We start from the raw sequence: 13741 nt of genomic DNA, 5'->3' as shown, positions 1-13741 counted from the left end.
AGTTTACGGGCCTGGTGTCACAGTCAGGCCTGGCATGGGCAATGTATCCAGCCGGTCAGTATATAAGGATTCCGGTACAAATTGCTGGGCGGGAAAGACGCGTAGCAATACATTATAGTAGCGCCTGATGTTGGCGACATAGACGACGGGCTCCCGGCCCCGGGCATAGCCAAAGCGAGTGTAGGGATGCCATTCCTGCAGAGCCAGCTTTGGCAGGTGCCGTCGAACGTCAATCCATGAGTCCGGGTCATCTCCCAGGGTTTCGGTGATGATTCGGGCGTCTTCCAGGTGTCCCGCGCCCACATTGTAGGACGCCAGAGCCATCCAGGTGCGATCCGGCTCTTGGATACGCCGGGGTACACGCCGTTGCAGGCTCGCCAGGTACTGACTGCCCGCCTGAACGCTCTGTTGGGGGTCCAGTCGATTGTCTATGCCCATTTCTCGCGCTGTCGTCAGTGTGACCATCATTAGCCCCCTGACACCAGTGGGGGAGACGGCATTGCGCCGCCAGTGACTCTCCTGATACGCCACCGCTGCCAGCAGCCGCCAGTCCAGGCCGGTCTGTTCGGCCTGCTCCCTGAAATACGCCTCAAATTCAGGCAGACGTGAGCTGATGTGACGTTCGAACGTCAGGTTGCCAACGTAGTCGAAGTCCCGGGTATGGCCCAGATAGCGGTCTTCCAGGCGGGGGATCAACTCGGTCTGTTGAAGTTGGCGTAAGGCCCCGTTGACGGCATCGATCAGAGAGCGATCCCGTTGATTTCGAAACAGGGGGGCGACCGGGCGCAGATGATCAGTCAACGGGTCGAAGCGCTGGTTCGGAAAGAATGGGCGCATAACCAGAAAATCACGTTCGTCGAGCAGTGCCATATCGAGTCCGCCCATGTCGATGCGGGTCATCAATTCTGCGGGCCCGGCGCTGGTCAGAACCATCTCCAAAGCCGGGTTTTCCGAGGTCAGCCTGGCACTGAGGCTGCCGTGGCTGATTGGGTCGAGTGTGGCAATGCGTTGCTGGTCGAGCTCCGGTGCTGTGCTGGCCATCTCCCTAGCCAGGCCAACCCGGGTCATCAGATAAGGCAGCCCTGGTGTAAAGGCTTGCTGATCTGCATTGTAGGAAGTGCCGGCGAGCGCCATGTCGACGGCTCCAGCGGCCAGTGCACGGTACAGATCCGACAGGTCATTAACGGCAAACAGTTGCACCTCAATATCCAGTTGTTGGCCGAGCAGTTGTGCAAGATCGTATTCCAGGCCCGCCATGGTCTGATCGTATTGCACATAAACACCGTCGGTTTCCCGAATGGCGATGATCAGGGTGTTACGCGCCTGCACGCGTTGCCAGTGGTTATGCCAGGTAAAACCGGCTGCCACCCAGAGACCGAGCCCCGCCAGCACCACCACCAGAATAGTGCCACGACAGAGTGTAAAAATTGAACGTCTGGTCAGTAACAAGCGTTATCCCCGAAGATCGATTCGACTGTGATTGCAGTGCCATTTTACCTGTTTTTCGGCTACCATACGCGCCGATTTTTGCCCGCATCCAGAACAGGCCCCGATATGCTGATACTCCGAGGAAATCCCGTTTTATCCACGTTTCGCCGCCAGCGTTTGCTGGCCCGGCTGCCGACTGTACTGGATTCCGGGCTTGCCGCCCGGGTTCGGGATGTATACGCGGACTACATGCATTTTGCAGAGACCCTACACGACCTGACCCCAACTGAGCAGGGCATTCTCGATCAACTGTTGCATTATGGGCCCCGGGTAGAGTCCGAACCGACGGATGGCGCCCTGGTTTGGGTGTTGCCCCGTTTTGGGACCATCTCGCCCTGGTCGAGCAAGGCGACCGACATTGCCAGAAACAGCGGCCTGTCGTCCATACGGCGACTAGAGCGTGGCGTGCGATATTGCATCCTCACTGATGAGCCATTGACTGACCAGGAGCTTCGTCAGATAGGTCAGGCTCTTCATGACCGGATGACCGAGTCCGTCGTGTATCAGACGCCCGATGCAGAGCATTTGTTCAGTCACCATGAACCCGAGCCTTTGCGTCAGGTAGGCATTCTCAGCGGTGGCCGCGTGGCACTGGCCGAGGCCAATCAGTCGCTGGGGCTGGCGCTGGCGGATGATGAGATGGATTATCTGGTCGAAGCCTATCAGCGTTTGGAGCGCGACCCCACTGATGTTGAGCTGATGATGTTCGCCCAGGCGAATTCCGAGCACTGTCGGCACAAGATCTTTAACGCGACCTGGACCATTGATGGCGAAGAGCAGCCCTGGTCGTTGTTTAAAATGATCAAGAATACATATCAGAATAACTCGGCAGGTGTGTTGTCGGCATATAAAGACAACGCGGCCGTGGTTGAGGGCTTTCGTACGGGTCGGTTCTATCCGGATGCGGATCATCAATACCGGTATCACGAAGAGAACGTCCACATCCTGTTTAAGGTTGAAACCCACAATCATCCAACGGCTATCGCACCCTTCGCTGGCGCTGCGACCGGAGCTGGCGGAGAGATCCGTGATGAGGGCGCAACCGGTACAGGCGGTAAGCCTAAAGCAGGCCTGGCGGGCTTTAGTGTGTCTGACCTTAATATTCCCGGTTTCGCACAACCCTGGGAAAGCCAGTATGGTAAGCCGGGCCGCATTGTCTCGGCGCTGGATATCATGATCGATGGGCCTCTGGGTGCCGCCGCATTTAATAACGAATTTGGCCGGCCAAATCTTCTCGGTTATTTCCGGACGTTTGAAATGCCTGCCGCCGGGGTTAATGGAACCGAAGTACGCGGTTATCACAAGCCGATCATGATTGCCGGTGGCTACGGCAACATTCGTGAAGATCATGTCGATAAAGCCTGGGATGCCATTCCGGCTGACTCGGCGCTGATTGTGCTGGGTGGTCCGGCCATGCAGATTGGTCTGGGAGGTGGTGCAGCCTCGTCTATGGACAGTGCCGAAGGCAATGAAGATCTGGATTTCGCCTCGGTGCAACGTGGGAATCCGGAAATGGAACGGCGTTGCCAGGAAGTCATCGACCGTTGCTGGCAGTTGGCCGCCAATAACCCGGTGGCGTTCATCCACGATGTTGGCGCCGGTGGTTTGTCAAATGCCTTCCCCGAGCTCGTTAATGACGGCGGCCGCGGCGGTGATTTTCAATTGCGCGATATACCTAACGACGAACCCGGCATGTCACCGCTGGCGGTTTGGAGCAATGAGAGTCAGGAGCGGTACGTTTTGGCGGTTACCCCGGAACGACTTGCGGAGTTTGAGGCTATTTGCCAGCGCGAACGTTGCCCCTTCGCTGTCATCGGTACCGCTACGGAAAAGCGGCAGTTGGTGTTGAATGATCAGCACTTTGGCAATAAAGCGGTCGATATGCCGCTGGACATTCTGCTGGGTAAAGCACCGCGCATGGAGCGCCAGTTTGAACGCCAGAGTTTTGAACCCAGTCCGTTTTCAACCAAAGGGATCGACTTGCGCGAAGCGGCCGAGCGGGTATTGCGCCTGCCAGCCGTGGCCAGCAAGAGTTTTCTGATCACCATTGGTGACCGGTCGATTACTGGCATGGTCGCACGTGATCAAATGGTCGGGCCCTGGCAGATTCCGGTTGCGGATGCCGCCGTGACTACGACCGGGTTTTCCGGTTATACCGGCGAAGCCATGTCGATGGGGGAGCGAACGCCTCTGGCCCTGTTGAGTGCGCCGGCCTCTGGCCGGGTTGCCGTTGCAGAAGCTTTGACTAATCTGGCATCGGTGTCGATTGGCGAGCTCGAGCTGGTGCGTTTGTCGGCGAACTGGATGGCTGCAGCTGGCCATCCCGGTGAAGACCAGGCTTTGTATGACACTGTCAAAGCGGTGGGTTTGGAATTGTGCCCGGATCTGGGCCTGACCATTCCGGTCGGAAAAGACTCCATGTCGATGCGCACCACCTGGGAAGAGGCCGGACGCACCAAGGCGGTGACGGCGCCGCTCAGCCTGATCGTCTCGGGCCTGGCACCGGTGCTGGACGTTCGAAAAACCGTTACGCCCGAGTTGCGCACGGATCAGGGTGAGACAGACCTGATATTGATTGACCTGGGTCGCGGGCAGAACCGTCTGGGCGGGTCGGCGCTGGCTCAGGTCTACCGTAAAGTCGGTGCCGTGCCAGTTGATCTGGATGACAGTGAAGATTTGAAAGCGTTCTGGGCAGTGATGCAAGGTCTCGTTGCTGATGGGAAGTTGTTGGCTTACCACGACCGTTCAGACGGTGGTTTGTTTGCAACACTGTGTGAAATGGCGTTTGCCGGTCGTACCGGTATTGATGTGCGACTGGAGCGTTTCGCCGCAGACGATGCGGCGGCGGCTTTGTTTGCCGAAGAGCTTGGCGCCGTCATTCAAGTTGCCCAGTCTCAGACCGAAGCGGTGTTGCAACAATTAACCGCTGCCGGGTTGGGCGACTGTTCCGCGGTGATTGGTCAGTGCAATGACGATGACTTCATCCGGTTCAGCGATGAGGACGACGAAGTGCTGGTCAAACCTCGTACCGATTTGCTGCGCCTTTGGACAGAAACCAGCTACCGCATTCAGTCTCTTAGAGACAACGAAGCCTGTGCCCGACAAGAATACGATGTTTGGCTGAACGCCAATGATCCCGGCCTGCATGCTAGCCTGACCTTTGACCCGAACAGCGATGTGACCAAGTCCGTCGATGTGTCGGTACGCCCGAAAGTGGCGGTATTGCGAGAGCAGGGGGTCAACGGTCAGGTAGAAATGGCAGCCGCCTTTGATCGCGCCGGTTTTGATACCGTTGACGTCCACATGAGCGATCTGTTAACTGGTCGGCGCTCCTTAGGCGAGTTTCGGGGGCTGGTTGCCTGTGGTGGTTTCTCATACGGAGACGTGCTTGGGGCCGGCGAAGGCTGGGCTAAAACCGTTCGTTTCAATGAAACGATACGTGAAATGTTCAGGGCGTTTTTTCACGATTCTTCGACCTTTTCGTTGGGGGTGTGTAACGGTTGCCAGATGCTGTCAAACCTGCGTGATCTGATGCCCGGAACCGATCATTGGCCGCATTATGTGCGCAATGAATCCGAACAATTTGAAGCGCGTACCGTCATGGTTGAAGTGCCCGAGTCACCGTCTATTTTTCTGGCCGGTATGGCGGGCTCCCGGTTGCCAATACCGGTCGCCCACGGCGAGGGCCTTACCGAGTTTCGTGACCAGGCTCATGCAGACGCCGCTGTGAGCAGCGGCCTGGTAGCCTTGCGTTACGTGGACAATTACGGCGAAGTCACGCAGCGTTATCCATTTAACCCCAATGGCTCGGTGGCGGGTATGACCGGCTTCACCAACGGTGACGGTCGAATTACGATCATGATGCCGCACCCCGAGCGGGTTTTCAGGTCAGTGACGAACTCATGGCGACCAGGCCACTGGCAGGAAGATGGCCCCTGGTTGCGGATGTTCCGCAATGCACGGGTTTGGGTAGGGTAGAGGGTGTCTGAATTTTTGCTCGTCTTTGGCGTCACTCTCGTCGTTATCGTAGGCGTTACATTGGCCATGATCTGGGGTAAAGCACCGGTTTACCGGCCAACTCAGGACAGTGTTCAGGGGCTTGTTACCCGGGCGCTTGAGGGGGAGGCCGACGAGGACGAGTGGCAGTTCTTTTTGGACATGCCAATCCGGCACGACCCTGAGCTCGAAACCTTGAGGCAGGAATGCGCCCGGTTACAGGATGAGCAGGGGCTGCGGCCCCGACTGGGTAAAGTGCGGTTCAAGGAGCCAGGTCAGATTCGATTGCGACATTTTCTGAGCCGCCTGGAGCAGGGTGGTTCCAAGTCTTTTTGAGTTGAGTGTTTGGGCCGGCCGAGTATTTGCCCGGCCGTCCAGGCTGCGTCAGCCTGCTTCTAAAAAGCGCTCCAAAATTCTCAGGAATGCGGCGGGTTTTTCCGCGTGCGGCCAATGGCCCGCACCCTCGATGATCTTCGCAGTCGCATGCGGAAAGCGTTCAGTAATGGCCGATTGGTCGCTCGACTGAATGTACTGGCTGTTCATGCCCTTGATAAAGAGTGTTGGGCCATTAAACGGATGGTCAAAGTCTGGCTCGCTGGCAATGGTGTTATATTGCTGTTGCAAGGCGTCCAGATTGAAGCGCCAGGCAAGCTGGCCATTGTCGTTCCGGTACAGGCTTTTAAGAATGAATTGCCGGATGCCCGTGGTTTCGATGCCGTCTTTGAGTGCATCGTCGACGTCTGACCGGTTTTTAAGCCGAGTCAGATCCGTATTGGCCAGCGCATTAAAAATGTCCTGATGGTGAGGCGGGTAGGCGCGCGGAGCGATGTCGACAATGATCAGTTTGTCGATTTGGACGTGACAGTGGTTTAACGCCAGCTGCATGGCCACTTTACCCCCCATAGAATGGCCCAGTAAGGCGGTCTGCTTGATGTCCTGTGAAGACATCCAGTCGGACACGGCCCTGGCAAACACCGGATAGGACTGTTGCTTTACCCAGGGAGAGCGGCCATGGTTGGGCAAGTCCAGCAAGTGTACACGGTAGTGTTCTGATAACGATTTGGCGATGCTGCGCCAGTTATCACCACTGCCGAACAGGCCATGTAAAATCACCAGGTCAGGTCCTGAACCCAGGGTGTCGCTGTACAGTTCCATGATTTCTCGGAGTCTCCTGCGCTCAATGGCGGGTTTGTCAGTTCGGGTATGTTACCAGAGGTAGGTTATGCAATGTCGTTCCGGGTGTGGTGCCTGTTGCATCGCACCGTCCATTCATCAGGCGTTCCATGGGATGCCGGAAGGCAAGCCCGCTGGTGTACGTTGTGTCCATTTGCTGGATGACGCTCGTTGTGCGCTGTTTGGGCGCCCTGAGCGCCCCGCTGTGTGCTCGGCCTTTCAGGCCGAGGCAGCGTTCTGTGGGGACAGTCGCGAGGAGGCCTTGCGCATACTGGATGCTTTGGAAATCAGCTCCAAACCTCTGTCAGGTTGTTGAAAAAGGTTTCTTGCCTTTTTTAAAACACGAAAAGCAAACAATGTGATTTTTACTTTTCTTACGAAATCAACGACTTACCAGTCGAGGGTTTCATAAGAACCTCCTTGACTGGTAGCCGGCGATTTTCAACAGCCTGCTATAAAAAGGCGGCCTGGGCGGTTGTCGCTTCGCGTTCGAGCTCGGCGTAGAGCGGATCTTCGCGATCAATCGGCAGGGCCAGTCGTTCAAAAGCCCTGACTTTGGTCCAGTCCATTCGAGACCAGCCGCTGGTGCTGTCTTTTAACACAATCAGATTGGCGACCGTGATGATGTCGGTCAGATCAGCGTCGGCCGGTGATCGATCGAATTTGCGGTAGTCGCGCGGTACCCGGCTTAACTGGGGTGAAAAATCCCAGCGTTCCAGGATAACGCTGCCCAGGTGGCCATGTAACTGGTCGATGATCTGACCCAGAGTGATGTTGTCGAGAATGAGGTCGTCGCGTTCCTCGGCAAAGGTCAGAATAGGCAGGGCGCCCAATCTGTGCACCAGTGCCGCGAGTAACGCTTCTTCAGGCCCGACCGCAGCTGTCTGGCGCGCCAGAATGGTCGCCATGGCCGAGACCTGGCCAGTCAGGCGCCATAGTTGGCGCATACGCTTGTCGATCATGTCTGAGGTCGCCTGGAACATCTGCTCCATGGCCAGTCCAATGGCGAGATTGGAGGTGTAGTTCATGCCCAGTCTGCTGACCGCCATCGATAAATCCCGAACTTCCTGTGGTGCACGCAACAAGGGGCTGTTGACTACCCTGATGATACGGGCGCTTAAGGCGCTGTCGCGGGAAATGATGTCGGTCAGTTGCTTGATCGTCGCATCCGGGTCTTCGGCCGTGTCCCTCACTTTCAGGGCAACCTCTGGCAGGCTGGGCAAAACCAGTTGGTCGTTGTTCAGCGCGTCAATGATGTCTTGCTTGACTGTCTCTAACAGTTTGCTCATAGGGGCCAACGTTTCCTTGATGCCGGGATGCCGTTTGTCTGTGGTGGCAGTGTAACACGGGCTTGAGTCGTCAGGCAGTTTGACTCATACAAACCCGCTGGAACTAGTCTAGCAGCTCCAATGGTATCTGCCGTTCACTGTCGAGGAAAAGCGTTGGGGTCTCGGTGGATTGTTTAATCATGGCCAGTCCCAGGCAGTGTTCGCCCCCGGTCACCCAGTTGATCCAGGTACCCGCTGTGCCGGTCTGGGTGTAGATGTCTGCGCTTTCAGGTTCGGCGTCACCGTGCCAGCGCAACCGTTGCAATCCACGCTTGCTCTGGCCTTTGTAATGAAGCCGTGAGATCACTTCCTGGCCGGTGTAACACCCTTTGTTGAATGAAATGCCGTCAAGTCGCTCAAGCCCGATTGACTGAGGCACGAACGCACCGGTCAAACTGGCGCTAACCCAAGGGTAACCTGCCAGAATATCCAGGCGTTGCCAGTCGGTTGGGGGCTGAACCCGGGAATGTTCAATCTGCTCCATGAGCTGTTCATAGTCTTCGGCCAGCGCATCCAGCCAGAGCTGGGCGCGCCCGTCCGGGAGATGGAAAGCAAAGTGACCACCCTTGTGCCAGATGCCATCAATGGAGTTACCCAGAACACGGGTCAGCCAGCTATCTGTTTGGGCGCCGTGCAACCCCAGTCCATGAAGAGCCTGGCTCTGATCAGTCAGCTTCGATCCGCGAAAAAAGGGAATGTACTTCCCCAGGTGACGTCCCAGTGTTTCTGCACTGCTGCGGTCGGTGACCAGTTTGACGGTGGCCGGTTCAGACGCAAGCAGGACATTCCAGACATTAGCGACGACGCGACCTTTGGGGGTGCAGAAAGCGCCAGGTAGCGGTTCGCGAGGCAGGCGCTTGAGATAATCCTGGGTGCCTTGCCCTTGCAGGAAGTTCAGGGCGTCGGAACCGGTAATATCGATCACCGCAAGATGGTCAAGCGGGTAAAATACTGGGGTGTCGCCGGGCGTGGCGGGGTCTGTGGAATGCTTGGTAGCCGGGTGCATATTGTCAGTGTCCGTGATTGGCCGGATAGTCAATGGTAACGTCTTTGTCGTGCGCAGCGCCCGCCAAACCAAACTGGGTTGGTTCGGATTGCGCTGGCATTACTGGTACACTTTGCGCTTACTGGCCGGATTCATCAAGGGTGCCTGATGTACTCATGTCGTTTAGGACAGGAGTGGCAGAGCCTCCGACATATCCGGCGTATCATCATGGATCTGAGTGTGGGCGATTTATCGTGGAAATGACAGAAGAGCAAGCTTTGATTCACCGTCGCCTCTGGTGGCACAGTCGCCGTGGCATGCTTGAACTGGATGTGCTGCTGGTACCCTACACCGAGTCGGTTTACCCTCGGCTCAATGAAGATGATCAGCGAATCTATCGCCGCCTGATTGACAATGAAGATCAGGATTTATGGAACTGGTTTCTGGAAAAATCCAAACCCGAAGACCCCGAGATGGCTTACATGGTGCGCAAGATACTGGACCGTGTTCAACCCGATTGAATGTCGCGTAAAACCCTCACGGTTGCGCTGGCTGATGATGGCGGCGCCATTGGCGGGGTGTCTGATTCTGTTGGGGTTCAGTGCTTTGCCTGTTTTGCTGTTGGGTGGCCTGGCCACAGTGTTGGGTGCGGCGCTGGTTGTTGTCGTTCGCTCTGAGCCACAACCGGTCTACTTGCGTTGGGCCGGTGCTGATCTATGGGTGTATGACCAACTGGCATCCACGGCGGGGGAGCGCTACCAGTGGCGAGGGCGGGGGCGTCGCAATGCGCTCTACGTTCGTTTTGAGCTGGCGTGTGTCGAGACGGGGTATCGCCGTGAGCTGATGGTCTGGCGTGACAGTGTCACCGACCCGAGCTGGCGCAGCCTGAATGCCTGGTTCCGTATTCAGGCCAGCGCCTTGCGCCGGGAGTCGTTAGCTCCGCTAGATGATTAGTGCGGGCGTTCCGGAGACAGCACCGTAATCTCAGTTTGCTCCTGCGGCTCGGGATAAGTGCGGGTATAGTGCAGCCCCCGGCTTTCCTTTCGAGACAATGCCGATTCGATGATCAGTTCGGCAACAACGACCAGATTACGCAGCTCCAGCAGGTCGGCACTGACCCTGAAGTTAGCGTAATAATCCTGGATTTCCTGTTTCAGCAATCGCACCCGGCGCAAGGCGCGTTCCAGGCGCTTGTCACTGCGAACAATGCCGACGTAGTCCCACATGAATCGACGAATCTCATCCCAGTTATGGCTGATAACGACTTTTTCGTCTGAGTCTGATACCCGTGATTCATCCCACAATGGTAATTCGTCCGGATCACTGGGCCCCGTGTCGCTGTCCAGAATGTCGGCACTGGCCATACGTGCAAACACAATGCATTCGAGCAAGGAGTTCGATGCCAGCCGATTGGCACCGTGCAACCCGGTGTAGGCGCATTCGCCCGCCGCATACAAACCAGCCAGGTCAGTTCGCGCATGCAGGTCGGTGCGTATGCCACCGCAGGTGTAATGCGCGGCCGGAACCACGGGAATGGGTTCCAGGGTCATGTCGTAACCGAAGCTCAGGCAGCGGTCGTAAATGTTGGGAAAGTGACTGCGAATGAAGTCGGCGGGTTTGTGGCTGATATCCAGATACAAATGATCGGCCCCCAATCGCTTCATTTCATGGTCAATGGCGCGGGCAACAATGTCACGCGGGGCCAGCTCTCCCCGTTTGTCAAAACGATGCATGAATCGTTCGCCATTGGGCAGCTTCAGCAGCCCGCCCTCACCGCGAACGGCTTCGGAAATCAGAAATGACTTGGCTTTTGGGTGATACAGGCAAGTTGGATGAAACTGATTGAATTCCATATTGACCACCCGGCATCCGGCCCGCCAGGCCATGGCTATGCCATCCCCGGTAGCGCCATCGGGGTTGCTGGTGAACAGGTATACTTTGCTGGCGCCGCCAGTGGCGATCACCGTGGAGCGAGCGCCGATGGTCACGACCCGGTCGTTACGCTGATCGAGAACATAGGCCCCGAGGCAGCGGTCAGGCGTCTCAGAGGTGCCGAATACCTTGTTGCGAGTGATCAGATCCACCGCTATGTGTTGTTCCAGTACATGAATATTGGCCCGTTGCTGAACGTTTCTGATCAGTGTTTCGGAAATGGCCCGACCGGTGGCGTCCGCAGCGTGAATGATACGACGATGACGATGGCCTCCCTCGCGAGTCAGGTGGTAGTCGACTTCGGAACCGTCTTCATGGGTGAAGGGGACACCCTGGTCAATCAGCCACTGTATTGCACTGGCCGAGCGTTCCACGGTGTGGCGCACGGCTTTGGGTTCGCACAGACCGCCACCGGCCTTTAACGTGTCGGCGACATGATCGTCGACGGAGTCGACTTTATCCAGCACGGCGGCGACGCCACCCTGGGCCCAGGCCGTTGAACCCCAGCCCAATTCGCCTTTGCACACCAGATAGATGTTCAGGTTTCGTGGCAGGCTGAGTGCCAGCGTCAGGCCGGCCGCACCGGTACCGATGACCAGAACATCAGCGGACAATCGTGAAGGCATCAACGCATACTCCATGCACAACTTAAAGAGAGGCAGGGCCTGGTAGGTCAGAGCCCTGAAGCGCCAGTATAACCAAACTCTGGTCGATTACTCACCCAGGGTGCCATCATTGAGCCGGGAGCATTGTTGGCCGCAAGTGAGTCGGTATAATAAGTGGCACGTACCCGATAACAGGCGGATGTCGAGTGGTTGAAGAGAGTGGTCAGGTGGTGGAGGTGAGTGCAAGGGGAGCCGTTGTTTCCGTCGTGCAAACCCGTGCCTGCCAAAGCTGCAAAGCCCGTCAGGGTTGTGGCCAGGCCGTGTTGAGTGAGTGGGGTGGCAGTGAACGGCAGGACGCTAAAAACCACTTTTTCATCGAAGATGCAGGGGCGCAAACGGAACGGGCCTTGCGGCCAGGCGATGTTGTGCGTCTGGGGGTCCCTGAAGATGCCTTGTCCCGGGCGGCAATCTGGATGTATCTGTGGCCGCTGCTGCCTGCCTTTCTGATGCTCTGGGCCGGATCTCATTTGTCCATTCCCGAACCTGTTCAGTTGCTGATGGCGGTTCTGGCGGGTGCGTCTGCGGTGGCGGTCACCCGTTGGCGGTTTGCCAGCCCGAATGAAGCGGGGCAGCCACGTATTCTGTCGATAGAGACACCTGCGATTGAGATAATTGCCCGAGAGGTCGGCTAGTGATGGTACCAGTCCTCGCTGGCAGGGCGTAAATGGCATGTAAAACGAACACTTCGGGTGCTTTGATAAGACACACTTAGGCCTAACATCCCCGTTCAACTCAATGCTGAGTGGAGTACTCTTACATGTTACAACGGACATCCATTGTTACCGCAGTCGTGGGCGTTTTGTTTTTGGCCAGCGAGGCCATGGCCGAAGGCTTGCCCGATTTTACCGAGTTAGTGGAAGACCATTCACCCTCGGTTGTTAAAATCACAACCTCAACCGAACCGGTTGCACGATCGGCCCGACCAGACAGCAATCAGGAGGTTCCGGAATTTTTCCGCTACTTCTTTGGCGACCAATTGCCTCCCAATTTCGATTTTGAGCGACCCAATCCTACGCCGAGAGAAGGCCTGGGGTCCGGTTTTATTCTTTCCGAAGACGGTTATATTCTGACCAATAATCACGTGATTGACGGAGCTGACGACGTTCGGGTGATGCTGACCAATGGTACCTCCTATGAAGCTGAGGTGGTGGGTACTGACCCTCAAAGTGACGTGGCATTGTTAAAGGTTGAGGCAGAGAATCTGCATGCGGTAACCATGGGCAGCAGTGAAGACCTTAAAGTAGGAGAGTGGGTGTTGGCGATTGGTTCGCCATTCAATTTTGAATACTCAGTAACCGCAGGAATCGTCAGTGCCAAGGGGCGGGCGTTGGGTGGATCGGACCGCTATGTGCCCTTCATACAGACGGATGTTGCCATTAACCCGGGTAACTCGGGTGGCCCCTTGTTTAACCTCGACGGTGAAGTGGTCGGTATCAACTCGCAAATATATACCCGTTCAGGCGGTTTTATGGGCGTTTCTTTCGCCATCCCGATTGATATTGCCATAAACATCGCCGATCAATTGCGTGAGACGGGTGAAGTCCAGCGAGGTTGGTTGGGTGTCGAAATGTACCCTCCATTCAATGAAGACCTCGAATTGGCTCGCTCCATGGGCCTGGAACGCGCAGAGGGGGCTCTTATTGCCCGGGTATTTGACGGCAGTCCGGCACAGCAAGGTGGTATTCGAGCTGACGACATCATTCTCGAGTTCGACGGAAAGCCGGTGCGTCGTTATTCCGATTTACCACCACTGGTCGGTCAGGTCAGGCCTGAGAATAGTGTTGACGTACTGGTGCTGCGCAATGGTGAGCGCGAAACCCTAGAAGTGACCATCGGAATCCTTGATGAGACCCGCATTGCAGAACAGGCTGCTCCTCCGGAGCCCAGTTCAGACAACTCGTTGAACATCGTGGTCGTAGACGCAGGAGAGCGTGATGGTGTGCTGGTTGAGGAGGTACTGACAGGCCCCGCTGAAGAGGCGGGTCTGCAATCCGGTGATGTGATCACCATGATGGGTGGCTCTTTTGTTCGCGATAAAGAAGATTTCGACCGTATCGTGCGCGAATTACCGCAAAATGGCGCCGTGGCGGTTCGTATCCTGCGCGGTACCAACATCGTGTATCTGGCGATTCCCACCGAGTGACACTCAGCCCCGGCCGTGCGTCATCGGCCGG

13 protein-coding genes are annotated in these 13741 nt (G+C 56.6%); 8 read left to right on the top strand and 5 right to left on the bottom strand.

What is annotated here, in order from left to right; translation table 11 throughout:
• Positions 1–3: 3 nt before the first annotated feature.
• Positions 4–1449, bottom strand: coding sequence for a membrane-bound lytic murein transglycosylase MltF (gene mltF, locus G565_RS25680; RefSeq protein WP_051207133.1), 1446 nt, complete (start codon positions 1447–1449; stop codon positions 4–6).
• Between the two features lie 105 nt (positions 1450–1554).
• Here mltF and purL point away from each other — a divergent pair, with 105 nt between their 5' ends.
• Entirely contained in the window at positions 1555–5466 is a 3912-nt protein-coding gene (gene purL / locus G565_RS0101660; protein ID WP_028669415.1) for a phosphoribosylformylglycinamidine synthase, read from the top strand.
• 3 nt (positions 5467–5469) lie between these two features.
• Complete coding sequence (locus tag G565_RS0101655) at positions 5470–5820, top strand: hypothetical protein (RefSeq protein ID WP_157599976.1); 351 nt, start codon at positions 5470–5472, stop codon at positions 5818–5820.
• Positions 5821–5868: 48 nt separating this feature from the next.
• Here G565_RS0101655 and G565_RS0101650 read toward each other — a convergent pair whose 3' ends face one another.
• Positions 5869–6639, bottom strand: a complete 771-nt coding sequence (locus tag G565_RS0101650; RefSeq protein ID WP_028669413.1) for an alpha/beta fold hydrolase — start codon at positions 6637–6639, stop codon at positions 5869–5871.
• 67 nt (positions 6640–6706) lie between these two features.
• Between G565_RS0101650 and G565_RS0101645 the strand changes: the two genes are divergently transcribed.
• Positions 6707–6973 (top strand): YkgJ family cysteine cluster protein, encoded by a 267-nt coding sequence (locus G565_RS0101645; RefSeq protein WP_028669412.1) that lies wholly within the window; start codon positions 6707–6709, stop codon positions 6971–6973.
• 136 nt (positions 6974–7109) lie between these two features.
• On the opposite strand, the gene G565_RS22520 is transcribed toward G565_RS0101645, so the two are convergent.
• Complete coding sequence (locus G565_RS22520; protein ID WP_037337175.1) at positions 7110–7946, bottom strand: HDOD domain-containing protein; 837 nt, start codon at positions 7944–7946, stop codon at positions 7110–7112.
• A 103-nt stretch (positions 7947–8049) separates the two neighbouring features.
• Positions 8050–8991 carry a CAF17-like 4Fe-4S cluster assembly/insertion protein YgfZ gene (gene ygfZ, locus G565_RS0101635; RefSeq protein ID WP_028669411.1) on the bottom strand — a complete coding sequence of 314 codons (942 nt, stop codon included), beginning with the start codon at positions 8989–8991 and terminating at the stop codon, positions 8050–8052.
• Between the two features lie 7 nt (positions 8992–8998).
• On the opposite strand from ygfZ, the gene G565_RS26685 reads away from it, so the two are divergent.
• The 3 genes from G565_RS26685 to G565_RS0101620 all read left to right on the top strand — a co-directional run bounded on the left by G565_RS26685 (position 8999) and on the right by G565_RS0101620 (position 9924).
• On the top strand, positions 8999–9139 hold the full coding sequence (locus G565_RS26685) for a hypothetical protein (protein WP_157599975.1): 141 nt from the start codon (positions 8999–9001) through the stop codon (positions 9137–9139).
• Positions 9140–9230: 91 nt separating this feature from the next.
• On the top strand, positions 9231–9491 hold the full coding sequence (locus G565_RS0101625; RefSeq protein WP_028669410.1) for an FAD assembly factor SdhE: 261 nt from the start codon (positions 9231–9233) through the stop codon (positions 9489–9491).
• Complete coding sequence (locus G565_RS0101620; RefSeq protein WP_028669409.1) at positions 9475–9924, top strand: protein YgfX; 450 nt, start codon at positions 9475–9477, stop codon at positions 9922–9924. Before G565_RS0101625 ends, G565_RS0101620 begins: the two co-directional genes overlap by 17 nt.
• Here the strand turns inward: G565_RS0101620 and nadB are convergent.
• Positions 9921–11528, bottom strand: a complete 1608-nt coding sequence (gene nadB / locus G565_RS0101615; protein WP_028669408.1) for an L-aspartate oxidase — start codon at positions 11526–11528, stop codon at positions 9921–9923. The two genes, G565_RS0101620 and nadB, sit on opposite strands and share 4 nt — an antisense overlap.
• 185 nt (positions 11529–11713) lie before the next feature.
• On the opposite strand from nadB, the gene G565_RS0101610 reads away from it, so the two are divergent.
• Together G565_RS0101610 and G565_RS0101605 are read left to right on the top strand one after the other, a co-directional pair.
• Positions 11714–12199, top strand: coding sequence for a SoxR reducing system RseC family protein (locus G565_RS0101610; protein WP_028669407.1), 486 nt, complete (start codon positions 11714–11716; stop codon positions 12197–12199).
• Between the two features lie 125 nt (positions 12200–12324).
• Positions 12325–13710 carry a Do family serine endopeptidase gene (locus G565_RS0101605; RefSeq protein ID WP_028669406.1) on the top strand — a complete coding sequence of 462 codons (1386 nt, stop codon included), beginning with the start codon at positions 12325–12327 and terminating at the stop codon, positions 13708–13710.
• The last annotated feature ends 31 nt before the right edge of the window (positions 13711–13741 follow it).

Origin of the sequence: Saccharospirillum impatiens DSM 12546, assembly GCF_000423605.1 — a bacterium.
In the GTDB taxonomy this organism is placed as follows: domain Bacteria; phylum Pseudomonadota; class Gammaproteobacteria; order Pseudomonadales; family Natronospirillaceae; genus Saccharospirillum; species Saccharospirillum impatiens.
The sequence above is the reverse complement of the archived record's forward strand: the minus strand, read 5'-3'. Positions and strand labels throughout refer to the sequence as shown.

Bases quoted from the DNA above. Each gene is read 5' to 3' on its own strand.
- purL (WP_028669415.1), top strand. From the start codon at position 1,555: ATGCTGATACTCCGAGGAAATCCCGTTTTATCCACGTTTCGCCGCCAG.
- G565_RS0101650 (WP_028669413.1), bottom strand. From the start codon at position 6,639: ATGGAACTGTACAGCGACACCCTGGGTTCAGGACCTGACCTGGTGATT.
- G565_RS0101645 (WP_028669412.1), top strand. From the start codon at position 6,707: ATGCAATGTCGTTCCGGGTGTGGTGCCTGTTGCATCGCACCGTCCATT.
- G565_RS22520 (WP_037337175.1), bottom strand. From the start codon at position 7,946: ATGAGCAAACTGTTAGAGACAGTCAAGCAAGACATCATTGACGCGCTG.
- ygfZ (WP_028669411.1), bottom strand. From the start codon at position 8,991: ATGCACCCGGCTACCAAGCATTCCACAGACCCCGCCACGCCCGGCGAC.
- G565_RS0101625 (WP_028669410.1), top strand. From the start codon at position 9,231: ATGACAGAAGAGCAAGCTTTGATTCACCGTCGCCTCTGGTGGCACAGT.
- nadB (WP_028669408.1), bottom strand. From the start codon at position 11,528: ATGCCTTCACGATTGTCCGCTGATGTTCTGGTCATCGGTACCGGTGCG.
- G565_RS0101605 (WP_028669406.1), top strand. From the start codon at position 12,325: ATGTTACAACGGACATCCATTGTTACCGCAGTCGTGGGCGTTTTGTTT.